The sequence below is a fragment of the Cryobacterium sp. AP27 genome, assembly GCF_056680495.1.
On the sequence record NZ_CM155285.1, the window covers coordinates 1,032,548 to 1,056,063 of the forward strand.

A 23,516-nucleotide genomic window follows, 5' to 3' on the forward strand; every position below is an offset into this window, starting at 1 on the left:
AATGAGGTCAAATAACATGGCCGAATGAGCGAGCGCATCGAACAGGCGCCGGTAAACGTTACCGACGGTGTCTTTTTCACGCTGCCGCCCGTACTCCGCCGCGGACGTCACGAACGGAGCCGCGACGAGGTGTTGGCGATCCACCGGGAACGCCTGATGATCGCCGCGACCGAGCTGCTCGCATCCGAGGGGTACCGCGGCGTCGGCGTGCGGGAGATCGCGGCCCGCGCCCGCGTCTCCCGCGCCGCGTTCTATGCGGCCTTCGACGACAAGGACGCCTGCGTGTTCGCGGCCTACGAGCGCTTCATCGAGGTGCTGCTCGGTCGCCTCACCGCCGTTATGGTCCCCTCCGCCACCCCGACGGCAACCGTGAACGGCTTCCTCGAGGCCTACCTCAGCACCCTGCAGCTCGACCTCGTTGCGGCGCGCGCGTTCCACGTCGAATTCGAATCCCTCGGTGCCGAAGCTCGGAAATGCCGACGTGCCGGCACTACCCGCCTGGCCGCCCTCATTCGTGACGCACACGCTGCGATCAGTGACACTCCGCCCGCCCCGCTCAGCGACCACATTGGGGGCGTGTATGCCGTCCGTGACCTGGTGTCTGATGCCCTGGACGAATCGACGGCGCCCGAACTGCTCAGCCTGCTTCCCGTCATGTCGCTGTGGACCACCCGGCTCCTCGGCCTAACACGTTGAGACCAGACCGCACGAAGACCTGAACGGCCTGAATCTCAGTCGTCGACCGGGTTCCCCGGGTCGCCGTCTGCGGATTAGCCCGGGAACGCTGTGTCGTAGACCGCGCGCAGCTCGGCGGTGTCGGCACCGGTGACGCCGCAGCTCGTGATCGTTCCGTTGACCACGCCGACGAGGTAGCCCTGTCCGACCTCGAAGGGCACGCCGGAGAAATCGGAGGCAATCGCGTCGACCTGCGTCACCTCGACGCGGTCGGCGACGTCGCCGGCGAAGCGCTCCGTCACCTCCAGAAGTACGGTGTCGCCCTGGATCTGCAGCACCGTCGCGGCGAACGCCTGCTCCTGCGCGGCGACGGTCGCCGGCTCGAGCCTGATACAGCTGCCGCTCGCGCCCCCGCCGATGGGAGGCTGCAGCGCCTCGACGGAGGGTTCCGGGCCGGCGAGGGCGAGCGGAACGATGATGGCAGCGGCGATGGCGAGGCCTGCGGCGACGCCGACAACCGGCATCCAACGGCGGAAGGCGCGCCGCGACGCCCCGGGGGTCACGGTCGGGGTGGGGGACTGGTCGGACATGATCTGCTCCATTCTGTGGTCGAGCCACGTCGGCGACGCCGGGGGCATCACGCGTGCCGGATCGGCGGCGCGCAGCTGATCGCGCAGCGCACGGTCATCGTCGCGCATCGGTGCTCCCTTCGTCATACGTCACATGTCCGGTCGGGTGGTCGGATTTCAGGAGCTCCTGCTTGAGGCGCGCCTTCGCCCGGTGCAGGCGGATCGCCGCGGCGTTCGCGGTAATGCCCAGCACGACGGCGATCTGCGGGCTCGTCAGCTCGTCCCATGCCCACAGCCGCAGGATCTCGGCGTCGTTTCGGCGCAGCCCCGCGAGGGCGGCGGTCACGAGGACGGCGGCGGTGCCATCGACGATGGATGCTGCGGGGTTCTCGTCCGCAGCGGCCGGCGGCGGGTCGACGGCGATGATGCGGCCGATGAGGCGGGTGCGGCGACGTTCGGCGCGTCGGGCGTTGCTCAGGCACTGCCCCGCGACGACGATCGCCCAGGGGAGGGCGTCACCGGGCACGTCGTCGAGGCGGCGCCAGCACACGAGCAGGGTCTCGCCGAACACGTCGTCGGCCGTCGCGGCGTCGGTGCGTCGGTGCAGGTAGCGGCGCACCGGATCGGCCACGAGCTCGACGAGGTCGCGCATCCGCTTCTCGCGCTCGGTGTCGGTCACAACTCTCATACTGGGGCATGTCCGGCAGGGCACGGGGATTGCGCGCGAGGTGTTCTCGCATCTCCTTGGCAACGTTCGAGACCGGGCACCCGCTACTGATCACCCGTTCGATCAACAAGGCCCTCCCCTGAAGGCCGATCTGGTATTCGCGTGGGGCGCTTCTTCAACCCCGAACTGTGAAAAACGTCATGGCCGCCGCCGAGCGGGGCGGCTACGTTGCCGTGAAAACGGTTGCAAGAAACCGTGGAATCCGTGGACTCAGGCGAACGGCTCTGCCCATTCGGTATGCGTCAGAGCAAGACCGGCCATCACCGCACTGGCCAGCTCGTTCGGAGAGGCCCGAACGCCTTCGCCGGCCAAGGTCCCGAATGTTTGCGGGTCCCAATCGAGCGACATGACCGCGTACACATCGTCCACAACGGATCGGAGGCGCGTCGCGGGACCCAACGCGATAGAGGCTGTGACGAGCCGTGCTCCTCGGGTTACCCTCTGGGCGATTCCGACGAGTTTCACCTCGCCGCGTGCATTCACGCTGTGAGGCCCCGCGCAGTATTCGCGTCGGACCGCCCCAACGCGCGCATCGACACCCAAATCCACAAGCACCCGGCGCACAGACTCAGACACCACACTGAACACAAGTTCATTGGATATTCCCTGATCGGACGGTATAATCAGGTCAACAACGAGGCAGCTTTCGTCGTAGGCCACCGCTCTCCCGCCCGCGAGCCGGATAATGGGCGCGAAGCCATGGCCCCGCGCCGATTCCTGTGCGGCCGCATACGACGGCATGAGCCCTTCCCGACGACTAAACGCGACTGTGGGGCGCGGGGCGTACACCCTCAGAATCGGATTGGGGTCTTCTGCGACCTGCATCTCCCGCATCAGTGCCAGCGTGTGGTCGATGTCGGATTGCGCGTGCGTACCAACTTGACCGCTCATCAGCACTGGTTTCACTGGAACGGCTCCGAGCTCGGCATAATCGTGGCACGGATCAGCCAGGCGTGCAGGGGGTACGTCGGCGGGACGTTCACGCGGAGTACCTGACGTCAGGCTGCGCGATCGCCGCAGTCTGGGATATTTTTCCGGGGAGCGTGCGGCGACTTCGATTCAGGGCTTCGCCGATCGGGAAATGGTCGGCGAGTCGCTGGCTCTTGTCAAATTCCACCGGGTACGCGTCGGCTTCGTCCCGAGTGAGGACTCGCCGTGAGCTATTCCTTTGAGGCGCCATCGTGATTCAATTTTACCTTTTCACAGACAGTGTGCGCATCTCAGGAGGCTGAGAAATTGACTCAAGCACAATGGACGCGCTAACCGCGAGCGTCCCAGCGCTCGCGTCGTCGCTGGAGTTCGTCGAGGGCGAGCTTCGCACTCTATTCCGCGAGCTCGTCCCGAAGGCCGCCGCCGTCACCTCCGCCGACTCTGCTGTCTGCCGTGTCCGCGTGAGTGTCGCTATCCTCGGCCGGATTGACGGCATTCCTCAAGCGGTTGCGGCGGGACGTGACCAACAGCACAACACCTAGGCCAAGCCACCACAGCATTCCCAGCGGGATCAGTGCAACCGAGCCAAGCCAGATGAACCCCGGCAGCTCAATCGTTGCCGCAGCCAGGAATGGACCGGCGATCAGCACCACGAGACGGAGACCAGCAACCAGGCCCAGAACACATAGCCACACGGGGAGGGCGTGGGAGCGGAGCCCGGCAGTACAGATACCAACGGTCCAGACGCTGAGAATCATGAGGCTCGCCTGGGCGAAACCGTGGGTTCCCAACATCTGAACGGTGAGGAACGCGGACTCGCCCCATCCGCCGTTGAGCGTCTCGATGTAGAGCAACGGCCCCACCGACTCGCGCAAGACCCCGTGCATGAACAGAAAGGCCGCCGCAAAGTGACCGAGCGTGCTCAGGCTTCGGCGGGTGATGCTGCTCGTGCGTGGGGCAAGGGCATCTGAGACGGCAAAACTCGCCACGATGTAGGCGAGCGCCATGATGAATGCTGCGAGCCCGGCAAAGGGGTAAATTTGCGGATGCTGGCGCAGATAATCAAGGCTCACTGCGGGGTTGTCGGTGTCGTCGAATCCGAGGCCCGCCGGCAGGAGCTCGAGCGCAAACCACGCGATCCCGGCGAATCCGGCGATGAGGACCGCCGTTCCACCTGCTCGCAATGCTGCCCGATTCGTGTTCGAGGTCGCCGCGCTGCCCGGTGCGGGATTTCCGTCGTGTTCGCTGGTTGCACGCATGGCGCGCTCCTCCTGTGCCGTCCGCGCTAGCAGGTATGGCCAGCCGGTCACGGTGTGGCGATGCATGGAATGGTACGCGTAAGGGCGGCCCGGCGGAATAGATTTATCAGGCTCTCTGTCCTGGGCACATGATCATGCAAGCGGAACCGGCACGGCGAAGCAGCGGGCAATGCACCGCGAAGCCGCTCCAGGTCGCCAGGTAGCCGACGACGAAGAGGCCGGTCGATCTGTGCAGGCCACGGGTACCGGTCTGGATCGTCCGGGAGTAGACACTGATCATCGGTGCCGCCGACGGGAGCATCATCCCGGCCATCGTGATCGACCACATCGACCACATGAGCGCGGCCTGGTGGCCCGTCCACGCCGAGGTCATCGGCATCGCGAACGGCGACACCATCATCCACACCGAGGTGAATTCTCTGCCTCCTCATCGTGAAGCGCTGACGCGGGGGTACTGTGTGGAACATGTCGCTCATCTGGGAAGAAGTCGTCGTCGATAGCCACGACCCCAAGGTGCTCGGGCTGTGGTGGCGTGACGCCTTGGGCTGGATCGTGGTGGGCGAGAGCGACGACGAGTTGGAGATTGCGCCCGCAGAGGGTGCGCATCCGACTCTCCTGTTCATTCCGGTGCCGGAGGGCAAGAGTGTGAAGAACCGGCTCCACTTCGACTTCGTTCCCGATGACCAGGCCGCTGAAGTTCAGCGTCTGATCGCTCGGGGCGCCAGCCGTGCCGATATCGGTCAGCATGACGTTCCCTGGGTGGTGCTGGCCGACCCTGAGGGCAACGAGTTCTGCGTTCTTGCGGCTCGAACCGGGTAGCGCCGCCGTGACGCCGTCACACGCGGCGGCCGGAACGCACCAATGGCGGAGCTACGGGCGGCCCGCCCTCGCGCTTACCCAGGCGTAGGGGTCAGTGGGAGTGTCCCCGTCGAGGAGGATCTCGAAGTGGAGGTGCGGGCCGGTGCTCTGCCCGGTGCTGCCCACTTGCCCGAGCGTCTGGCCGACCGCCACGCTCTCGCCCTCGCGCACGGTGAGGCTGCCCAGCTGCATGTGCCCGTAGAGGCTGCTCACGAGTCGACCGTCGACCTGGTGGTCGATGATCACGTGCACGCCGAGGCCGGTGTTGCCGTTCGGGGTCGCGAATCGTACGACGCCGGCGGCGATCGCGTGCACGGGCGTCCCCGCGCCGGGGTTCATGTCGAGCCCCTTGTGGAAGCTGGAGCAGCCCGCGCACGGCGAAGCGCGCGGTCCGAAGCCTCCAGCGATCGGCACACGGCCGGGGAACGGCCAGCGGATCGCGGGTCCGGCGGAGAGGCCGGCGGCGGCCGTCTCTGCTGGGGGCGGGGGCTTGGGGATGTCCTTCGCCGTGAATCCAGGGCGCACAGTGGTTTTCGCCGCGGTGCTCGTCGGCAGGCTCTGCGCGGCGAGGGTGGATGCGGCCGCTGCCGGCGCGCTCGCCGGGGATGCGTCCATATTCACCGCGTGGGCCGGCACCGCGACGCTGACGGTGAGCAACGCGGTGAACACCATGGCTGCGGCGCCGAAAGCGCCCTGTCTCAGCGGCGCCTTCGCGCCGCTACGCACTGGCACCCGGCGTCGAGGTGGTACCGCGCGCTGGTGTGGAAGTGGGCAGGGAAGTGGGCATGAATGTCATCTCTCGTGGTCGTGACGAGCGCCCGTGCGCAGGTCAGCGGTGTGGATCCTCGCGCCAGCACGAGGGCCATCCGAGCCACGTCTGGGGCCGGAATACTGCGCCTGCTGATGAGAGGATGTCCGTTGATGCGACGAGGGGATCTCCGTGAAGCCAAGCGCATTGGCCCCACGGTATGTTTCCCAGCTGGGAGAATGGTGACCAAGCCTCAGTTTGGCGGCTGCCTTCCGCTATTCGTCGGCCGAGCGTGTTGTGCCCTCAGCAGGGGTCGACCACGTGCTGGGGGGAACAATCTTGAAACGGCGCCCGGAGATTGACTCTGGCACGACCCGGACAAAGTGGTCTTTCTGGCCGTCCTGCAGGGGAGACAACGGCAGGGAGAATGTGTTGAGAACATCGTCGGTCTGCGTGAGAAGCTCGGCCTTACCCCGAATCACGACGCTCCAGGCCTCTCCCGCTTCGGGATTGATGCCGTCGGCTTCCATTGCTACCGGATTGTCGCTCAGGGCGGCTGCAAGCTTTGTCCCCGGCGCGGTCCGGAAGATTACCGTTCCGTGATCCGTTGCGTAGTTGATCGGAAAAATATCGGGGCCGTCTCCATGCCATACCGCCAGGCGGCCCACAGACGTCTCCCGCAGCAAACTCCAGCACTCGTGGTGCGACAACTGTGTTGGGGGCACTGCCGACTTGTTCTCCATGCCGCTGATCCTAGCTCACGTATTTTCACGGGACAGGCCAGGATGGTGCGGTCGCCAGCGATCCGACCCGTCGGAGCTGTCAGATCTGGAGTCCCCGGAGTGCGACGTGCAGCGAGTCGTGGCCTACTCTGTCGGCATGGGAATCACTCTGGCGGCGGGCGCGATCGTGACGGCCGACGACGGTCGTTTCCTGCTCGTCTTGCGGGCCGACCCTCCGGAGGCCGGGCGTTGGAGCGTGCCGGGCGGGAAAGTCGAGCCCGGTGAGACCGTCGAGGCAGCGGCCGCGCGCGAGGTGCTGGAAGAAACCGGGGTCACCGTGCGGATCGACCGGGAACTCGGTATCCTGGACCGGCCGGACGGGCGCGGCGGCACCTACGAGATCCACGATTTCGCCGCCACCTGGGTGAGCGGCGAGCCGGTCGCCGCAGACGACGCGGCCGACGCCCGCTGGTTCACCGCCGCGGAACTCGCCCGACTGCCCCTCACCCGCGACCTGCTCGGTGCCCTGAGCCGCTATGGCGTCTACCCCTGACCCCGGCTTCGTGCCCCGCCCCACCCGAGCGGGGTCGGCAACCGTTGTGGAGTGGCGGTGGTACTCCTACAATCGGTCCGAACGTAACTCGCCAGCTGCCGACGCGGAGAGGGTCTCATGCAGAATTCCGAGGGATTCGTCATCGTGGGTGCGGGGCTCGCCGGCGCGTCAGCCGCCCGAACGCTGCGTGAGGAGGGTTACACCGGGTCGGTCCGGCTCATCGGTGCGGAGGCGTACCGGCCGTATATCCGCCCCCCGCTGTCCAAGGACTACCTCGGCGGCACCGCCGACCGCGATTCGGTGTTTGTGGACCCCGAGGACTGGTACGCCGAGAACGACGTCGAACTGTTGCTCGAAACGACGGTAATGAGCATCGATACCAGTGCGCGCGTTGTGCACACCGATCACGGGGATGCCGTCCCGTACAGCGGATTGCTCCTCGCGACGGGTTCGGCCGCCCGTCGCCTGTCGGTCCCGGGAATCGAACTTGAGGGGGTGCATCACCTGCGCACGGTTGATGACTCCGACGTCCTGCGGTCCCTGTTGTTGGGCGGCGGCACGCGACTCGTGCTGATCGGATCGGGCTGGATCGGTATGGAGGTCGCTGCGACGGCACAAACTCTCGGAAACCACGTCACGATCCTCGAACGGGGTGCGATTCCGTTGGCGAACGCGCTGGGCGACGAGCTGGGTCAGGTTTTCGCCGACCTGCACGTTCAGAACGGGGTTGTGCTGAGACCGTCGGTCATGGTGGAAGGGATCGTGGGATCGGACGGGCGCGCGACCGGCGTGAGGCTCACGTCCGGCGAGGTCATCGCCGCCGACCTCGTGGTGATCGCCGTCGGGGCGACGCCGAACATCGCACTCGCCCAGGCGGCCGGGCTGGAGATCGACGGCGGCATCCTGGTGGACGCATCGCTGCGAACGAGCGATCCGGCCATCTGGGCCGCCGGTGACATCGCCAATGCCTACCACCCTCTGGCGAAGATGCGCCTGCGCAGTGAACACTGGGCAAACGCGTTGAACGGCGGCAAAGCGGCAGCCCGCTCCCTGCTGGGCCAGAGCACGAGCTACGACGACATCCCCTATTTCTACACCGATCAGTTCGACCTCGGAATGGAGTATTCGGGATTCGGGCCACTGGCCAGCGGCGCCGACGTCGTCTACCGCGGCGACCGGGCAGGGCGCGAGTTCATCGCCTTCTGGGTGCGGGACGGACGAGTGGTCGCCGGCATGAACGTCAATGTCTGGGATGTCAACGAGGCCGTGCAAGGCATTATCCGCCGTGGCAACCCGGTGGACCTCGACCGGCTGACGGATGGGACCGTGCCGTTGGAGTCACTGTGACGGTCCACCGCCGGTTGGGACGGCGCAGGCGGCCCGCCGTCGCGCTGTCGGAATCTTACGAAACAATCGGGTCTCCCGCCGGGTCGATGGCTACGCTGTCGATGTGTCAGACGGCACACCACTAACCCCACCCGTAAAGGAACCGCCATGTCGGTGCTCGAAGAAGTCCTGTCCGCGAACGTCGCATATGCCGAGAGTTTCGGGGACAAGTCCCACCTCGGTCTGCCGCCGGCGCGCGGCTTCGCGATCCTCACCTGCATGGATGCGCGTCTGGATCCGGCGAAGTACGCCGGCCTGAGCGAAGGTGACGCGCACGTCATCCGCAACGCGGGCGGACGCGCATCCGACGATGCCATCCGGTCGCTCGTCATCTCGTACAAACTCCTGGGCACCAAGGAATGGTTCGTCATCCACCACTCCAACTGCGGGATGGAGTTTTTCACTGACGGCGTCATGCGCGATTTGTTGGCCAACAGCCTGGAGACGGCCGCTCTGGGCGATGCCGGGTTCACCGATGTGGGTGTCGGCCCGGGGTCCGCCGAGGCGAAGTACATCGACTGGCTGACCATCGCCGACCAGGCTGAGAGCGTGCTCGAGGACGTCGTGCGCATCAAGGCGCATCCCCTTGTTCCCGGCGAAATCCCGGTCTACGGCTTCATCTATGATGTGGCCTCGGGGCGCCTCATCGAGGTAGCCGCGGCGACTGCTGCGGGTTCCGCGCACTAACGCTCACCCGGGGCACGCCCCGGCGGGACGGCAGCGGAACGAGCGTTCAGATTCACTCCGCTTCAGGAAGCCCGAGAGTGCCCCGCGGTCTACGGCTGACTACCCGGACCATCGGTTCGATGAATCGCGCTGCGACCGGTCCCGTCACGGCGAGCAGGAGCACGTACGTCGTCGCGAGCGCTGCCAGGCCGTCGTCGACCGATCCGGATGCGACGGCCAGCCCGGCGATGACGATCGAAAACTCCCCGCGGGCGATCAACGCTGCTCCGGCCCGCGCCCGGCCCAGGGTGCCGATTCCTTGCCGTCGCGCGGCCCACCACCCCGTGGCCACCTTGGTCATGGCGGTGACGACCGCCAGCACCAGGGCGATGCCGAGCACGGGGAGAATCCCGCTCGGGTCGGTGTTCAGCCCAAAGAGGAAGAAGAAGATGGCGGCGAAGACGTCGCGCAAGGGTTCCAGCACGCGGGCTGCGTCGCGGGCCGTGCCGCCCGAAATCGCGATCCCCAACAGGAACGCGCCGACGGCGGCGGAAACGTGCATTGCCGAGGCGACACCGGCCACCAGCAGGGCCGCACCGATGAGTTTGAGCAGGAACGACTCCCGGTCGGGGCTGGCGATGACGTTGGAGACCACATGTCCGTAGCGAAGCGCGGCCACCATGATGACCGCGAGGACCAGTATCGAGATGGCCACCGCTTGTAGCCCGGCCAGAATGGTCGCACCGGCCAGAACGGCCACCAGAATGGGCAGATACAGGGCCATGGTGAGATCTTCGATCACCAGGATCGAGAGAATGACGGGTGTTTCGCGGTTGCCGAGGCGGCCGAGATCGCCGAGCGCCTTGGCGATGATCCCCGACGAGGAGATGTAGGTGACACCGCCCATGACCAGTGCGCCGACGGGCCCCCATCCCAACATCAGCGCGACCGCCGCGCCGGGGACGGCGTTCAGAACGAGATCCGTCACGCCCGCCAACCAGGACTGACGCAGCCCGGTGACGAGCTCGGTCGCCGTATATTCCAAACCCAGCATGAGCAGCAGTAGCACGACGCCGATTTCACTGGCGATCCCACCGACGTCCGCGTCCCCGGAGAACTCCAGTATTCCGCTGCGTCCCAGCGCCAGTCCGCCGAGAAGATAGAGCGGCACGGACGGGAGCCCGATACGGCTCGCCAGGTGCCCCAGAACCCCCAGCCCGAGAAAGACAACCCCGAGCTCGATCAACGACAACGTCGTGGTGTTCACCGGGCAGCTCAGCTCGGGTGGAGGATTTCGACCGCGGCGGCCAACCCGGTCGTCGTGCCGACAACGATCAACACGTCGTTCGGTAGCAGCGCGAAATCCGGCCGCGGCGACGGCAGAACGTTCCCGTCGCGGAGTACGGCGACGATGGAACTGCCCGTGCGCGTGCGCAGACGCGTTTCACCGAGTGTCCGGCCGCTGAACGGTGACGCCCCGCCGATCTGGATCTGCTGGGTGCTCACGCCCGGCATGTCGCGGTGTTCCGCCGTCAACTGGGCGACGAGTTGCGCACCGCCGAGCAGGCCTCCCAGGGCCGCCGCTTCCTCGACGGTGAGCGGCACCGAAGCGAGTGTCGCATCGGGGTCATCCAACCGGGAGATCATCAGCTCCGATCGGCCGTCTCGGTGGATGATCACGCCCACCCTCCGACCGGCCGCGACCGTGATTTCCCGGCGAATCCCAATTCCTGGCAGTGGCATCTCGTCGAAATTCATGGCGCCAGCCTAGACCCGGAGCGCCACCGCCACGCTGGCCCGGAGTGCGAGCATGTCGTGGCGTGTTGGAGCCGCGCGGTGTCAGGTGCGGGAGCGGGCCTTGTCCTCGCGGCGCTGCTCCATGCGGCGAAGCCCGTTCCCGATCGCGCCGATCAACATGCAGACAGAGCCGACCACGAACAGCGACACCGCAATCGTGTAGTACGACTCGAAAGCGGTGTAGAACAGCACCGAACCCGCAACGAACAACAGGTTGCCGCTGATGCCGATGGTCGTATGGATGTGTTCGTAGTCGCGGACGAGGGTGCGGATCATGATGAGGTTCCTCCGGGGTACGGTCGGCATTCACGGTGCCCGGCGCGCGCTCGGTCGGCATCCGAAAGCCGAGCCTACCTTCCCCGTGGCTCAGCGGCGCATCCTCCGATGACTGGTCGTGATCGGTGCCGCGAAACACGCTGCGGGGGACGAACCTCTAGCCGGCCGCGATGACCACCGCGATCAGTGCCAGCACCAGGCTCAGCGGGGCCATTGTGAACCGCTCCGGTCGGCTGCGGGAGAGAAGATTCATCACCACCCCAAGCAGAAGGTAACCGGCAATCACCCACATGAGCACGAACGCGAAACCCTCGTTCGGAATGAGATCAATCACGCCGCCGCGCACGAGGGCCGCGGTCGCGAAGACGGCATAAATCGCGATGGACACGGCACTGCCCAACCGCAGTCGCGGAGGAAGCACGCGGTGCTGGCCGCCGAATGCGAAGTGGCCGAGGGGCAGGCCTGCGATCAGCAGCCCCTGGAAGACAGCCAGTCCCGTGAGCAGTGCGCAGAAGGCGTACACGAGCGTTGTCATCAGCTTCACTTCCGTTGTGCACTTGATGTGCCGAACGCTAGTGCGCAAACCGCCGGGTGCGCAAGCGTCTGTGGCCGACGTGGTGCTGAGAAGATGCCCGGAGGTCTCGCCACGCGCCGGTGGGCGATATATCGTTAAGTATCGCCGAGCCGCGGTGGCTCGGGCGCTGAGGAGGACACATGACTGGTTCATTTATGGGCGATGGCTTCGGGGGACACCGGGGCGGTGGCGGTGAGGGCTGGCCGGGTTCCGTCGTGTGGGACGCCATGGAACAACTGCGCGGACAGTTCGACCGCAAGGCCGGAGGACCGAGGGCCGGCCGCGGCGACGTGCGTGCGGCGGTGCTGGCGCTGCTCGCCGAGAAGCCGATGCACGGCTACCAGATCATTCAGGAGATTGAGGAACGCAGCGGCGGCGCATGGAAGCCGAGCCCCGGCTCGGTGTATCCCACGCTGCAGTTGCTGGCCGACGAGGGCGTCATCGCCGCGGAGGAATCCAACGGGCGTAAAACCTTCTCGCTGACCGACGAAGGGCTACGAATCGTGGATGCCGCGGCCGACCAGCCGGCTCCGTGGGAGGCACCGAGCACTCGGGACAGCGGGCGGGCGACCGCGCTTCCCAAGGCCGGCATCGACTTGGCCCAGGCCGCCGCACAGGTCGGGCGCTCCGGCAACCCGGAGCAGGTGAAACAGGCTGTCGCCGTGCTGGATGAGGCGCGTCGTAAGCTCTATTCCATCCTCGCCCAGGACTGACCGAGTGCCCACAGTACGTCGGCATGAAGGAGATTCAATGACCGACGTCGGGAACATGCGCGCCCGCTCCCGCAGGATCCTGTGGTTTGCCGCTCGGTATCTGGCGCAGACGTGGTGGTTCGAGCTGTTTCTCCCGCGGATCGGGCTCGCCCGGCTCGCGGCGAGAAGCAGATCGGCGCGCCTGCAGCGCATCGCGCAGCGCTTCCATGTGCTCGCCGTCGACCTGGGCGGCCTCATGATCAAGGTCGGGCAGTTCATGTCGTCACGCCTCGACGTGTTGCCGCCGGAGATCACGAAGGAGCTGGAGGGACTGCAGGACGAGGTACCGCCGGTGCCGTTCCCGGCGATCAGCGCCCTCGCCGAAGCCGAATTGGGTGTGTCCCTCGATCGTGCGTTTTCGTTCGTCGATCCCACACCGCTGGCCGCGGCATCCCTCGGCCAGGTGCACCGCGCCCGGCTCTCGCCGACGGATGCGGCCGAAACCGGCCTGCTCGACGTCGTTGTAAAGATTCAGCGGCCGGGCATCAGTACGATCGTCGATGTCGACCTCAGCGCCCTGCGTCGCGTCGCCCGCTGGCTCAGCCACGTGCACGTGGTCTCGGACCGGGTCGACATGCCCGCCCTCGTCGAGGAATTCGCGTTTACGAGCCTGGAGGAGATCGACTACCTGCACGAGGCGGCGAACGCCGAACGGTTTGCAGAGCAGTTCGCCGACGACGCCCGGGTAAGCGTTCCGGAACTGGTGTGGGAGCGCACCACCCGGCGGGTGCTGACCCTGCAAGACGTGACCGCGATCAAGATCAACGATGTTGACGGGCTCCGGGCGGCCGGCATCGACCCGTCCGAAGTCGCCACCGAATTCGCGGCCGTGATGTTCGACCAGCTCTTCCTCTACGGTTACTTCCACGCCGACCCGCACCCCGGCAACATCTTCGTGACGCCGCTCGGCGATGACGCCGCGGCCGAATCGACCGGCGGTCGGGCCTGGACGTTCACGTTCATCGACTTCGGAATGATGGGCGACGTGCCCGACACACTGCGGCAGGGACTTCGGAAGCTCCTGGTCGCTGCGGCCTCACGCGACGGCAAGGGCATGGTGGCCGGCATTCAGGAGGTGGGTGTGCTGCTGCCGTCCGCGGACACCGCCGAACTCGAGCGGGCCATGACGAAGCTGTTCGCCCGTTTCGGCGGGATGGGATTCGCCGAGCTGCAGGATGTCGACCCGCGCGAGTTCCGCGCCTTCGCCCTCGAATTCGGTGACGTGGTGCGCTCGCTGCCGTTCCAGCTTCCCGAGAACTTCCTTCTCATCATCCGCGCGATGTCTCTGACCTCGGGGATGTGCAGCTCGCTCGATCCGGCATTCAACATCTGGAATGCCGTCGAGCCGTACTCCGCGCAGCTGATCCGAGCCGAGGGCGGCAACGTCGTGCAGGAAGCCGCCAGGCAGGCGATGTCGGTGGCGGGTGTCATCGTTCGGCTGCCGCAGCGGCTCGACAACCTCGTGACGCGAATCGACGAGGGTACGGTCGCGGTGCAGAGCCCGCGGCTGGAGCGTCGTCTGGCCCGGCTTGAGCGCACCGCACGGCAGATTCTCTCCGCCGTTCTCTTCGCCGCCCTGCTGATCGGCGGAATCCTGCTCCGTGCCGACGACGTCGTGTTCGGGACGGTGCTTATGACCCTGTCGGTGTTCCCGCTGCTGCATGCCCTGTTCGCCCGGATTCTGGCGCGGCGCGGTCCTCGGCCGTAGAGCCCCGCCTAATCCGACCGCGCACGGCGCGGGGCCTGACCAGTGCTCCTATCTGCAGCGCCTCCCCGGGACTAGTATCGCGGCACACGGGGGTCAGCGCAGAGGAGTGGTGCCGTGATCGCGGTCAAGGTCGATGGACTTCGTAAGCAATATGGTGGGGTCACGGTGCTCGATGACCTGTCGTTCACGATCGAGCAGGGTGAGATTTTCGCGCTGCTCGGTCCCAACGGCGCCGGAAAGACGACGGCCGTGGAAATCCTGGAAGGGCACCGGCGCCCGGACGGTGGCAGCGTGGAGGTGCTGGGATTCGACCCCCAGACCGGCGGGCGCGACTTCCGGGAACGCATCGGGATCGTGCTGCAGGAGGCGGGGTTCGACGAGGACTTCACCGTGCGGGAGCTCGTGCGCCTGTATCGGGGAATGTATCCCCGGCGCCTGGGCGTCGATGCGGTGATCGGGCAGGTCGGCTTGACCGACAAAGGGGATGCCAGAGTCAAGACGCTGTCCGGTGGCCAGCGCCGGCGACTGGATCTGGCCCTCGGGCTCGTGGGTGACCCGGAGCTTTTGTTTCTGGACGAGCCGACGACCGGCTTCGACCCCGCCGCACGCCGCCGCGCATGGGAGCTCGTGGAGGGGCTTCGGGAGCTGGGCAAGACGGTGCTTCTGACCACGCACTATCTGGACGAGGCCGAACATCTGGCCGATCGGGTTGCCGTGATCGTCCACGGGCGGCTGGTGGCGCTGGGGACGCCGGACGAGCTCGCGGCGAAACAGCATGACGCGGTGGTTTCCTTCCGGCTGCCGGACGGCGTGGGCATCGGGGAACTCCCGCCGCTGGGGGCGTCTGCCCCGGTCGCGGAGGGGGCGGGATGGGTTGTGGAAACGGACCACCCGGCCGCTGTGCTCCACACGCTGACCGGGTGGGCGCTGGAGCGCGGAGGCGAGTTGCCGGCGCTGGGCATGCGCCGCCCTTCCCTGGAGGACGCCTACCTGGCCCTGATCGGTGGAGAACGCGGTGCCGAGGGCACCACGGAGGCCAACGGGGAGTCCGTAACATCGCCGGCTTCGCGGCGGCTGCCATGAGTGCGCCCGCCGTGACGGTTCGGGCGATCGAGACCGGGCGCCGGGCGGCGGCCAGACTGGCTCTGGCCCAGGTGGGCTATGCCGTGAAGGCCTTGTGGCGCACCAGGATGGTTCTCATCTTCACGTTCGCCATGCCCGTCGTCTGGCTCGTCGTCATCGGAATCGTGGCCGGGAACGAGACCGTAGACCCGGTATCCGGGGTTCGCGTGATGCAGTTCGTCACGCCGGTCGCGGTGGCGATGGGCACCTTCTTCGCCACCTTCCCCACCCTGGCGACCTCGCTGTCCGAGGCCAGGGAGAGCGGTGTGTTCAAGCGACTGCGCGGCACTCCGCTGCCCGCGTGGGCCTACCTGGTCGGGCAGATCGGCGCCGCTGTCATCTTCGCGATGGTCTCCCTCTCCCTTACCCTCGCTGTCGCCGTCGTCGCCTACGGCGTGGAGGTGCGGGCGGAGACTGCCCTGGCCCTGACTCTCACCCTCCTGGTGGGAATCGCATCCTTCTCCGCGCTCGGCCTGGCCGTCGCCACGGTATCCGCCACGGCCGCCATGGCCCAGGCGCTCGCCATCGGCGTGTCCATCATGCTGGCCTTCATCTCCGGCATGTTCGTCGTCGGCGGTGACATTCCCGGCTGGCTGTCCCGCGTCGCCGCCGCGTTCCCGCTCAAGCCCTACACGGATGCCTTGAAGACGCAGTTTGATCCGTTCCTGGAAGGCTCCGGCTGGGACCTGCGTGCGTTGGCGTTCATCGCGGCGTGGGGGGTGGCCGGCGCCCTGATAGCCGCCTGGGCGTTCCGCCGACAGCCGGGCGCCAGGCGCACGCGCGAACCGGTCGCCGTCCAAGCCGCGCCGACCGGGGGCGGGAACGTAGCTGTCCTGTCCGCGGCGCTGCGGGTGCGGCGACCCTCCGGGGCACGGCTGGTATTCGATCAGGCGCGCTCCGCGAACCGGGCAACCTGGCGTGATCCGGGATCCCTGCTCTTCGTGGTCATCCCGGTCGGGCTCTACGCCCTGCTCCTGACGATTCAGGGCAACGTGCCGCTGCCGGGCGGGCTCCCGTTCGCCACGTTCTTCGCCGCCAGCATGATCACCTGGGGCGCCGGCACGGCGGTCTTCATGAACCTGCCCGAGGCGGTCGCGCGCGCGCGAGACCGGGGCCTGCTCAAGCGCCTGCGCGGCACTCCACTGTCGGCGAGCCATTACCTGATCGGAGTCACAGCTGCTGGGCTGGCCCTGACGTTCCTGGTCGCCGTGCTTGTCTCGGCCACCGGCTACGTCTTCTTCGACCTGCGGATCCCGGCGGCGGGCCTGGCCGTGGGGGTGCTGGTCATCCTGATCGGGACCCTGACCCTGGCCGCCTGCGGATTTCTGCTGGCGGCCCTGGTGCCGAACGCTCGCGCTGTTGGTGCGGTCGGATTGATGTTTCTGTTCGTGCTCGCGTTCGTGTCCGATGTGTTCATCGTGGTTGAGGGAGTTGACTGGCTCAGTACCTTCGGCTCGCTGTTCCCGCTCAAGCACCTCCAGAACGCCCTCGTCGACGCGTGGGATCCGAACGGACCGGTGCTGAACTGGGTGCACTACGCGGTGCTCCTGGGCTGGGCCGCCGGCACCGCCGCGCTGGCCGTGCGCTTCTTCCGGTGGGAGCCGCGTCGGGGCTGAGGCCGATTCTGCACGCCCGTGCTGCACGCCCGGCCACTTCTGTGGGAAACAGTTTGGCAGCGGTCAGTTCGGCAACACGGAGACGCTACCGTTGGTGGTCTCCACGTCGATCGTACGGTCGAACCCCCCGTCGCCGGGCACCGAGCCCGTGTTGGTCGTGCCGTTGGTCGTCTGTGCCCTGACGAAGTAGCCCACGCCGTCCACCGGCACCCGCACCGTCACCGAACCGTTCGTGCTCCGCGCCACCACGTCGTCGGGCGGCTCGAGGAAAGTCAGTTCGATACTGCCGTTGGTGGTCGTCGCCGTCACATCGGCCGACGCGGCGCCGCGCACTCGAATCGCACCATTGGTGGTGCGCAGCTCGATGGTGCCCTTCGTGCCGTCGGTTTCGATCCGGCCGTTCGTCGTCGCCAGGCGGAGCTCTCCGGTCAGCCCGGAGGTCATCATCGCCCCGTTGGTTCCCGTGGCGATCAGCGGCAGCTGCGCCGGGAGCGCGATCGTCACATCGAGCGAACAGAAACTGAACCAACGCGGCGAGCATCCGCCGCTGACGGTCGTGATTCCGCCGGTTGTCCGGGTCTTCAGCGTCGGCGTGGAGCCGAAGTACGTGCCGCGCATAGTGACGTGGACCTGGTCATCGTTGCTGGCGCGGAAGGAGAGCGCAGCATTGGGGATGTCGACGGCGACTCTGCTGCCCGCGGCGAGATCCGCGTTCTGGTCTACAGGGCCACCCCGGAAGTTCAGGGCGAAGATCAGGCCGACCACGGTGACGATCACCACGAGGGACAGTCCGACGATGAGGATGATCCTGTTGGCGGACGCCCCTCGGTCGTTCCTGCCCGGGCCCTGGCGCGGTGCCGGCTGACTCGATGTGGGCTGGTCTGGATTTGTCTCGCTCATGTCGACTCTCTTCTCTCAGCGCCGCCAGGTGGATATAGAGGCACCCCTCCTCGCCGACGTCCTCTAGTCGGTCTGTGCCGGCTCGGCCTGCGGCAGAGGCTCGGATAGGTCGTCATGGTGGATTCGTTCGCCCAGGCGGCCGAGCGGTTCTCCGCTGCCGCCCCACTGAAGGGCGATGATCTCTGCGGCGATGGACACGGCCGTTTCCTCAGGCGTTCGCGAGCCCAGATCGAGGCCGATCGGGCTATGCAGGCGAGCCAATTGCGCCTCGCCAACCCCCGCCTCGCGGAGCCGCCGAAGCCGGTCATCGTGGGTTCGCCTCGACCCCATCGCCCCGATGTAGGCAACCTGCGGGGCATGCAGAGCCACGTCGAGAAGAGGAACGTCGAATTTCGGATCGTGCGTGAGCACGCAGATGACCGCCCGTTCGTCCACCAGGCCGGAGGCGATCTGCTCCGAGAGGTACCGGTGCGGCCACGCGACGATGACCTCGTCGGCGTCCGGGAACCTGGCCGGGGTGGCGAACACCGGGCGCGCATCGCAGACCGTGACCCGGTAACCGAGGAAGGCCGCCAGACGGGTCAGCGCGGCGGCGAAGTCGATGGCGCCGAACACGAACATCCGCGGCCGCGGCGCAAAGCTGTTGAAGAACACCCGCATCCCCTCGCCCCGTCGCTCCCCATCAGGGCCGTAGGTCAGGATGCTGTTCCGTCCGGCGGCGAGCAGCCCCTGGCCATCCTCGCTGATGGCACGATCGGCGCGCTCCGATCCCACACTGCCCTCGCAGCCATGCGGACGGACCACGAGGTGACGGCCTGCCCAGCCCTCCTCCGGGTGCTCTATCACCGTGGCAACGCCCACCGGCGTGGAATCGACGATGTCCTGCCGCACCGCGTCGAGCTGCTCGAAGGTCTCCCGGGAGACAGGCTCGACAAACACGTCCAGGATGCCGCCGCAGGTCAGCCCAATCGAGAAGGCATCGTCGTCGCTGATCCCGTATCGCACCAGGACCGGCCGGCCGTCCGAGACGACTTGGGTGGCGAGCTCGTAGACGGCGCCTTCAACGCAGCCGCCGGACACCGAGCCGACTACCTCGCCGCCGGGTGTGACCAGCATCGATGCACCGGCCGGCCTCGGCGCGGAGTCGAACGTGCGCACGACGGTGGCCAGGCCGGCGGTTCCGCCGTTGTGCCACCCAGTCAAGAGGGGCCCCAGAACCTCACGCATCCGAAGCCGTCCTCCTCCTGGTCGTCGCGGTGGGCGTCATCGTCATCGTGACGACCTTCGGCCGGCCATCTTTCCGACGCGGTAGGCCACGAACGCAACCGCACCGAGCACGGCGAGGTATATCTTCGGCTCGCTGAGCTTCTCCGCGATGAGACCTTGGGCAAGCGAGATCGCGTTGAGGCTGGTCTCCGCCGTCGGCGCCGCCGCGGGCGCGGGCCGGGACGCGCCGGATGGCGCACCGCCGGCCGCTGACGACGGTTCAGGCTGTCCCGACGGCGCCGTCTGCGCCGCCGCGCCCGCGGCCGGCTGGCCTGCTGCCGCCGCCGCGATCATTGCCTGCAGATTCTCGGCGAAGAGGGCAATCATCTGATCGGTGACACTGCCGATGACGCCCTTCCCCATAGCGGCGACCTTGCCGGACAGGGCGATTTCCGCGCTGACCGTGCCCCGCGTGGTGTCGCCGTCCTGCACGAGGACGAGGCTGCCTGTGCCCTGCGCCGTGCCCTGGCCACGGGTCTCCTGCGCCTTCCCTTCGAACACCGCCTTGTGGGCGTCGGCGTCGCGTTCCAGCACGGTCAGCATGCCCTTGTACTGCATAGTCACCGGGCCGAGCTTCACCTTGATTCCGACCTGGTAGGCATCCTCCGAAAGCTTGTTCAGGATCTGCGCCCCTGGCACACAGCCGGCGACCCGTTCGAAGTCCATGATTGTTGCCCACACCTCGTCGATCGGTGCGACGACGGAAAAAATGCTGTCAAGTTGCATTGTCTTGTCCTCTGTTCGTCGGGTTGTGTTGGTTCTCTTGCGCTGCACGGCGCTCCGGCGGTGCTCGGCGGTTTTCCTGGATCGCTGCCGCCACCTCCGTCAAGGCCGCATAGCTGTGCCCGCTGACGAAGTAGTCGACATAGGGCATGGCTGCTGCCATGCCGCCCACCAGCGGCTGGTAGCCAACGGCCGCCTTGCGCGGGTTGACCCAAACGATTCGGTGTGCCAGCCGGCGCAGGCGCGCCATTTGTGCGCCGACCAGTTCAGGGGCATCGTGCGCCCAGCCGTCGGAGATGATCACGACGACGGCGCCTCGCGCGAGGCCGCTGCGACCGTGTTCGTCGATGAAGCTGCGCAGGCTCTCCGCGAGCCGCGTGCCGCCCGTCCAGTCCGGGGCGGCGGCGGCGGCTGCGGCGAGCGCGCGGTCCGGGTCTCGGGTCGCCAATTGGCGCGTGAGCCTGGTCAGCCGGGTGGCGAAGACAAAGGCCTCGGCCCGGGCGCCGGCGACCGCCCCCTGTAACAGGGCCAAGAACACCCTCGTGTACGGCTCCATCGACCCGGAGACGTCAGCCAGCATCACCAATTGCCGCGGACGTGGACGGCGCCTCGCGTAGACCAGCCGGATCGAGTCGCCGCCCGAGCGCTCGGCGGACCGGATGGTACGGCGCAGGTCCAGCCGCGCACTGGCGTGCGGGGCTTTCCGGGTCCGTCGGCTGCGGCGTTCGGGAGTGGACAGCACAATTCGCTGCACGAGCTGTCGCATCCGGGCGACTTCGTCGGGGGCGAGCTCCGCGAACGCCATCTCGTGCAGGCGCTCCTCGGCAGAGGCCATCAGGAGGAGAGCTTCCCTTTCCGGTTCGGTTTGGTCGGCATCGCCGGCCTCGCCGGGTAGCGCGGCGGCCGGCCGGCTGCCTTCCTCCTGGGCGGCGCCGGCGGGCCGCCGATCGGCGGCCGTCGGCCGGGTGCGCGGCTCGGAGTCGATAGCCGGGGGAGCGTTGGGGTCACCCCGATTCTCGGCGAGGTCCACGGAGCCACCGAAGACGGCGGCAAAAACAGCGTCGAACACGGGCAGCTGTTCCATCGAGGAGACGAGCACGACCCTGCTCGTCCAGTACAGCTGGGACCTGGCGTCTGGGGGAAGAAGCGTCAGCGCCTCGGCGAGCCGTGCCGCGCGGTCGGGGGAACTCGGCATGCCCGCCCGGCGCAGCGCCGTCACGAAGCCCACTGCCAGTGAGGCGGGTTCGACGCTGGTCCGGGTGATGGTGGGCCGCGGCTCAGCCATTGTCGCCTCCCACCAACCAGTCTGCGCCACGAGCTCCTGCGAGGTCGAGGTCGTCCCGGTTCTTCAGGATGGCCCCCCACGTCTGGTCGACCGTTCTCGCGTCGAGCCGGTCAACCCCAAGCACGGTCAGCGCCGACACCCAGTCGATGGCTTCGGAGATGCCCGGGGGCTTCACCATGTCCAGCGTGCGCAGTTTCGTGATCGCCGAGGCGGCGTCGATGGCGATGCGTTCGGCGCTCCGCGGTACTCTGCGGCGCACGATCTCCACGATGCGCTCGGGCCCCGGGTAGTCGATCCAGTGGTACAGGCACCGACGGGTCAGCGCGTCATGCAGGTCTCTCGTGCGATTGGAGGTGAGGATGACGATCGGCGGATGCGTCGCCTTCACCGTGCCCAGCTCGGGGATGCTCACGGATGCCTCGGCCAACAGCTCGAAGGTGAACGCCTCGAACTCGGCGTCGGCGCGGTCGATCTCGTCGAGCAAGAGCACGGCGGGGCGAGGTCCGGGGTGCTCGATCGCTTGAAGCAGCGGTCGGCGCAACAGGTATTGGGGCCCGAAGAGGTCGGTCTCGTCGAGGTCCACGTTCCGGGCCTCGCTCAGACGGATGCCGAGCAGCTGACGCGGGTAGTTCCATTCGTAGAGCGCTTCCCCCGCGTCGATGCCCTCGTAACACTGCAGCCGGAAGAGCGGTGTGCCGAGCACTCGGGCGAGTGCCTTCGCCGCCTCGGTTTTTCCGACGCCAGGTTCGCCCTCCAGCAGGATCGGCTGAGGCAGGCGCACGGCCAGGAACAGCGCGGTTGCGAGCCCTTCGTCGGCCAAATAGTCCTCGGTATTCAGGGATTCCAGCAGGGTGGCGACATCGGGCACCAACCGTTGCATCTCCGCTTCGGCTCCCGCGCGTGCCGCGCCGCTCATCGGCCGTCCAACTCGGCGAGCGCCCGCGAATAGTCGGCCTCGGTGTCGACGTCGAGGGGTACCGCCCCTGGCACCCGCACCTCCGCGACGTCGGTAGCTCGCTTCTCGAGCAGCCGCCACACGCCCTTGTCACCGTGCAACGCCGCGAGGTCCGGCAGAACGGAACGGTCGAAGGCGAACGGGTGTCCGACGCCGTCGTCGTAGCGGCAGACGGCGATGGGGGATTCCCCGCGGCCGTCGATCAGCCGGCCAACGTTGTCGGCGCGCATGCCCGGCTGGTCCCCGAGCAGGAGAACCAGAACGTCGGTCCGGGGGTGCAGGGCCGGGAGGGCGGTTGCGATGGAGGAGGAGCATCCGGTGTCGTAGTCGGGGTTGACGGCCACGTCGCAGCCGGTGGTGTCGACGATGCCACGTACGGCGTCCGCCGACCCGCCGAGAGCGAGCACTATCTGGTCGAACCCGCACTGCCGTGCGGTGGCGAGCACAGCGTCAAGGATGACTCCGTCGCCGTAGGGGAGCAGCTGCTTCGGTCGGCCGAGCCGCACGGATGCCCCCGCGGCCAGGATGAGTCCGGCGATCCGGGGGTCAGGACGCGACGGCATAGCGATCCGGATTCGCCACGAACGCCGCTCGGCAGCCGGCCGAGCAGAAGTACACTGTCTCGTCTGCGTGCTCGATGTGCAGGGTGGCCTCCACGGCCGCGACGGACATGCCACACACCGGGTCGGTGGCCGTCACCAAAACAGGGACGGGTTCGACAGGCCGGTGCACGTTTCGCTCGGAGACGAGCTGCGCCAGAACGGACAGAGCGATTTCTGCGGGGGTGCGCGCTCCCAGCCGGAGCCCGGCAGGACTGAAGACGCGCGATCGTTGCTCCTCGTCCACGTCGAGCGAGGCGAGCACTGCGGCGCCACGTTTCTCGCTGGCGATGAGAGCGACATAGGGGATTCCCGCGCGGAGGGCCGCCTCGAGCGCGGGTTCCTCGTCCCGGCCGTGCGACGCGACGATGAGGGCCGCGTCATCCGGGCGCGGTGTCGCCGAGGCGCCATCGGTGAGTTCCAGATCGAAACCCAGGCCCGTCCCCAGCGTCTGGATCGCCTGCGCAATGGGAGTCGAACCGACGATGACGACCCGAGGCGCCGGTACCCACGGTTCAAGAAAAATCTCGACGGCGCCGCCGCTGAGGCACGGGTTTGACACCTCGACCGCACCCGCCTGGTGACGGTGTGACGGTTCGCCGGGCACGACCCTGAGCAGCAGCGGCTCCCCGGTCGAGATCGCGCGGAGGCTGTAGTCGCGCACGCTGGCCTCGACGCAGTTGCCGCCGACGAACCCGTCGATCACCCCGTTCGCGTCGATGAGGGCGGTGTCCCCGGCGTGTGCGCTGGTCGGATGTTCGGCGCGCACGACCGTGGCGCGCACGAATGGCGCGCGGTGTTCGGTGAGTTCCTGCGCCCGTTCAGTGAGGGCTGCCCCCAGGGCAAACAT

General features: G+C 67.4%; 27 protein-coding genes. 9 read left to right on the forward strand and 18 right to left on the reverse strand.

What is annotated here, in order from left to right; translation table 11 throughout:
* Positions 1–24 precede the first annotated feature (24 nt).
* Complete coding sequence (locus AC1MB9_RS04845) at positions 25–696, forward strand: TetR/AcrR family transcriptional regulator (RefSeq protein ID WP_479963905.1); 672 nt, start codon at positions 25–27, stop codon at positions 694–696.
* Positions 697–770: 74 nt separating this feature from the next.
* Here AC1MB9_RS04845 and AC1MB9_RS04850 read toward each other — a convergent pair whose 3' ends face one another.
* The 5 genes from AC1MB9_RS04850 to AC1MB9_RS04870 form a co-directional block, all read right to left on the reverse strand.
* A complete protein-coding gene (locus AC1MB9_RS04850) occupies positions 771–1,373 on the reverse strand; it encodes a hypothetical protein (protein WP_479963906.1) in 603 nt (200 codons plus the stop codon).
* On the reverse strand, positions 1,360–1,923 hold the full coding sequence (locus AC1MB9_RS04855) for an RNA polymerase sigma factor (protein ID WP_479963907.1): 564 nt from the start codon (positions 1,921–1,923) through the stop codon (positions 1,360–1,362). The genes AC1MB9_RS04850 and AC1MB9_RS04855 overlap by 14 nt, the downstream gene beginning before the upstream one ends.
* A 258-nt stretch (positions 1,924–2,181) precedes the next feature.
* A complete protein-coding gene (locus AC1MB9_RS04860; RefSeq protein ID WP_479963908.1) occupies positions 2,182–2,862 on the reverse strand; it encodes a lipoyl protein ligase domain-containing protein in 681 nt (226 codons plus the stop codon).
* A gap of 431 nt (positions 2,863–3,293) precedes the next feature.
* Positions 3,294–4,160: a hypothetical protein gene (locus AC1MB9_RS04865; RefSeq protein WP_479963909.1), complete on the reverse strand. Its 867-nt coding sequence runs from the start codon at positions 4,158–4,160 to the stop codon at positions 3,294–3,296.
* A 106-nt stretch (positions 4,161–4,266) separates the two neighbouring features.
* On the reverse strand, positions 4,267–4,560 hold the full coding sequence (locus tag AC1MB9_RS04870; RefSeq protein WP_479963910.1) for a copper chaperone: 294 nt from the start codon (positions 4,558–4,560) through the stop codon (positions 4,267–4,269).
* A 65-nt stretch (positions 4,561–4,625) separates the two neighbouring features.
* Between AC1MB9_RS04870 and AC1MB9_RS04875 the strand changes: the two genes are divergently transcribed.
* Positions 4,626–4,979, forward strand: a complete 354-nt coding sequence (locus AC1MB9_RS04875) for a VOC family protein (RefSeq protein WP_479963911.1) — start codon at positions 4,626–4,628, stop codon at positions 4,977–4,979.
* A gap of 51 nt (positions 4,980–5,030) precedes the next feature.
* Here AC1MB9_RS04875 and AC1MB9_RS04880 read toward each other — a convergent pair whose 3' ends face one another.
* Both AC1MB9_RS04880 and AC1MB9_RS04885 read right to left on the reverse strand, forming a co-directional pair.
* The gene (locus tag AC1MB9_RS04880; protein ID WP_479963912.1) at positions 5,031–5,750 is read right to left on the reverse strand and encodes a M23 family metallopeptidase; all 720 of its coding nucleotides are present in this window, start codon (positions 5,748–5,750) and stop codon (positions 5,031–5,033) included.
* A 291-nt stretch (positions 5,751–6,041) separates the two neighbouring features.
* On the reverse strand, positions 6,042–6,509 hold the full coding sequence (locus tag AC1MB9_RS04885; protein ID WP_479963913.1) for a pyridoxamine 5'-phosphate oxidase family protein: 468 nt from the start codon (positions 6,507–6,509) through the stop codon (positions 6,042–6,044).
* A gap of 136 nt (positions 6,510–6,645) precedes the next feature.
* Between AC1MB9_RS04885 and AC1MB9_RS04890 the strand changes: the two genes are divergently transcribed.
* From AC1MB9_RS04890 to AC1MB9_RS04900, 3 genes are all read left to right on the forward strand, one after another.
* Positions 6,646–7,041, forward strand: a complete 396-nt coding sequence (locus AC1MB9_RS04890) for an NUDIX hydrolase (RefSeq protein ID WP_479963914.1) — start codon at positions 6,646–6,648, stop codon at positions 7,039–7,041.
* Positions 7,042–7,158: 117 nt separating this feature from the next.
* Entirely contained in the window at positions 7,159–8,388 is a 1,230-nt protein-coding gene (locus AC1MB9_RS04895; protein WP_479963915.1) for an NAD(P)/FAD-dependent oxidoreductase, read from the forward strand.
* Between the two features lie 147 nt (positions 8,389–8,535).
* Positions 8,536–9,114, forward strand: a complete 579-nt coding sequence (locus tag AC1MB9_RS04900; protein WP_479963916.1) for a beta-class carbonic anhydrase — start codon at positions 8,536–8,538, stop codon at positions 9,112–9,114.
* Between the two features lie 52 nt (positions 9,115–9,166).
* On the opposite strand, the gene AC1MB9_RS04905 is transcribed toward AC1MB9_RS04900, so the two are convergent.
* From AC1MB9_RS04905 to AC1MB9_RS04920, 4 genes are all read right to left on the reverse strand, one after another.
* Entirely contained in the window at positions 9,167–10,360 is a 1,194-nt protein-coding gene (locus AC1MB9_RS04905; RefSeq protein ID WP_479963917.1) for a cation:proton antiporter, read from the reverse strand.
* An 8-nt stretch (positions 10,361–10,368) separates the two neighbouring features.
* On the reverse strand, positions 10,369–10,851 hold the full coding sequence (locus AC1MB9_RS04910) for a cation:proton antiporter regulatory subunit (protein WP_479963918.1): 483 nt from the start codon (positions 10,849–10,851) through the stop codon (positions 10,369–10,371).
* Positions 10,852–10,932: 81 nt separating this feature from the next.
* Positions 10,933–11,166 (reverse strand): YrhK family protein, encoded by a 234-nt coding sequence (locus tag AC1MB9_RS04915; protein ID WP_479963919.1) that lies wholly within the window; start codon positions 11,164–11,166, stop codon positions 10,933–10,935.
* Positions 11,167–11,323: 157 nt separating this feature from the next.
* Positions 11,324–11,701 carry a hypothetical protein gene (locus AC1MB9_RS04920; protein ID WP_479963920.1) on the reverse strand — a complete coding sequence of 126 codons (378 nt, stop codon included), beginning with the start codon at positions 11,699–11,701 and terminating at the stop codon, positions 11,324–11,326.
* Between the two features lie 179 nt (positions 11,702–11,880).
* Between AC1MB9_RS04920 and AC1MB9_RS04925 the strand changes: the two genes are divergently transcribed.
* The 4 genes from AC1MB9_RS04925 (at position 11,881) to AC1MB9_RS04940 (ending at position 16,938) form a co-directional block, all read left to right on the forward strand.
* Positions 11,881–12,453 carry a PadR family transcriptional regulator gene (locus AC1MB9_RS04925; RefSeq protein WP_479963921.1) on the forward strand — a complete coding sequence of 191 codons (573 nt, stop codon included), beginning with the start codon at positions 11,881–11,883 and terminating at the stop codon, positions 12,451–12,453.
* A gap of 37 nt (positions 12,454–12,490) precedes the next feature.
* Complete coding sequence (locus tag AC1MB9_RS04930) at positions 12,491–14,200, forward strand: ABC1 kinase family protein (protein ID WP_479963922.1); 1,710 nt, start codon at positions 12,491–12,493, stop codon at positions 14,198–14,200.
* A gap of 114 nt (positions 14,201–14,314) precedes the next feature.
* Entirely contained in the window at positions 14,315–15,283 is a 969-nt protein-coding gene (locus tag AC1MB9_RS04935; RefSeq protein ID WP_479963923.1) for an ABC transporter ATP-binding protein, read from the forward strand.
* A complete protein-coding gene (locus AC1MB9_RS04940; protein ID WP_479963924.1) occupies positions 15,280–16,938 on the forward strand; it encodes an ABC transporter permease in 1,659 nt (552 codons plus the stop codon). The genes AC1MB9_RS04935 and AC1MB9_RS04940 overlap by 4 nt, the downstream gene beginning before the upstream one ends.
* 63 nt (positions 16,939–17,001) lie before the next feature.
* Here the strand turns inward: AC1MB9_RS04940 and AC1MB9_RS04945 are convergent, their stop codons facing one another.
* The 7 genes from AC1MB9_RS04945 to AC1MB9_RS04975 all read right to left on the reverse strand — a co-directional run bounded on the left by AC1MB9_RS04945 (position 17,002) and on the right by AC1MB9_RS04975 (position 23,516).
* A complete protein-coding gene (locus tag AC1MB9_RS04945; protein WP_479963925.1) occupies positions 17,002–17,838 on the reverse strand; it encodes a DUF4097 family beta strand repeat-containing protein in 837 nt (278 codons plus the stop codon).
* A 63-nt stretch (positions 17,839–17,901) separates the two neighbouring features.
* The gene (locus tag AC1MB9_RS04950) at positions 17,902–19,065 is read right to left on the reverse strand and encodes an XdhC family protein (RefSeq protein ID WP_479963926.1); all 1,164 of its coding nucleotides are present in this window, start codon (positions 19,063–19,065) and stop codon (positions 17,902–17,904) included.
* A 42-nt stretch (positions 19,066–19,107) separates the two neighbouring features.
* A complete protein-coding gene (locus AC1MB9_RS04955) occupies positions 19,108–19,830 on the reverse strand; it encodes an SRPBCC family protein (RefSeq protein WP_479963927.1) in 723 nt (240 codons plus the stop codon).
* On the reverse strand, positions 19,820–21,112 hold the full coding sequence (locus tag AC1MB9_RS04960) for a vWA domain-containing protein (RefSeq protein WP_479963928.1): 1,293 nt from the start codon (positions 21,110–21,112) through the stop codon (positions 19,820–19,822). The genes AC1MB9_RS04955 and AC1MB9_RS04960 overlap by 11 nt, the downstream gene beginning before the upstream one ends.
* Complete coding sequence (locus tag AC1MB9_RS04965) at positions 21,105–22,028, reverse strand: AAA family ATPase (RefSeq protein WP_479963929.1); 924 nt, start codon at positions 22,026–22,028, stop codon at positions 21,105–21,107. Before AC1MB9_RS04965 ends, AC1MB9_RS04960 begins: the two co-directional genes overlap by 8 nt.
* A complete protein-coding gene (locus AC1MB9_RS04970; RefSeq protein WP_479963930.1) occupies positions 22,025–22,630 on the reverse strand; it encodes a nucleotidyltransferase family protein in 606 nt (201 codons plus the stop codon). Before AC1MB9_RS04970 ends, AC1MB9_RS04965 begins: the two co-directional genes overlap by 4 nt.
* Entirely contained in the window at positions 22,614–23,516 is a 903-nt protein-coding gene (locus tag AC1MB9_RS04975) for an XdhC family protein (RefSeq protein ID WP_479963931.1), read from the reverse strand. The genes AC1MB9_RS04970 and AC1MB9_RS04975 overlap by 17 nt, the downstream gene beginning before the upstream one ends.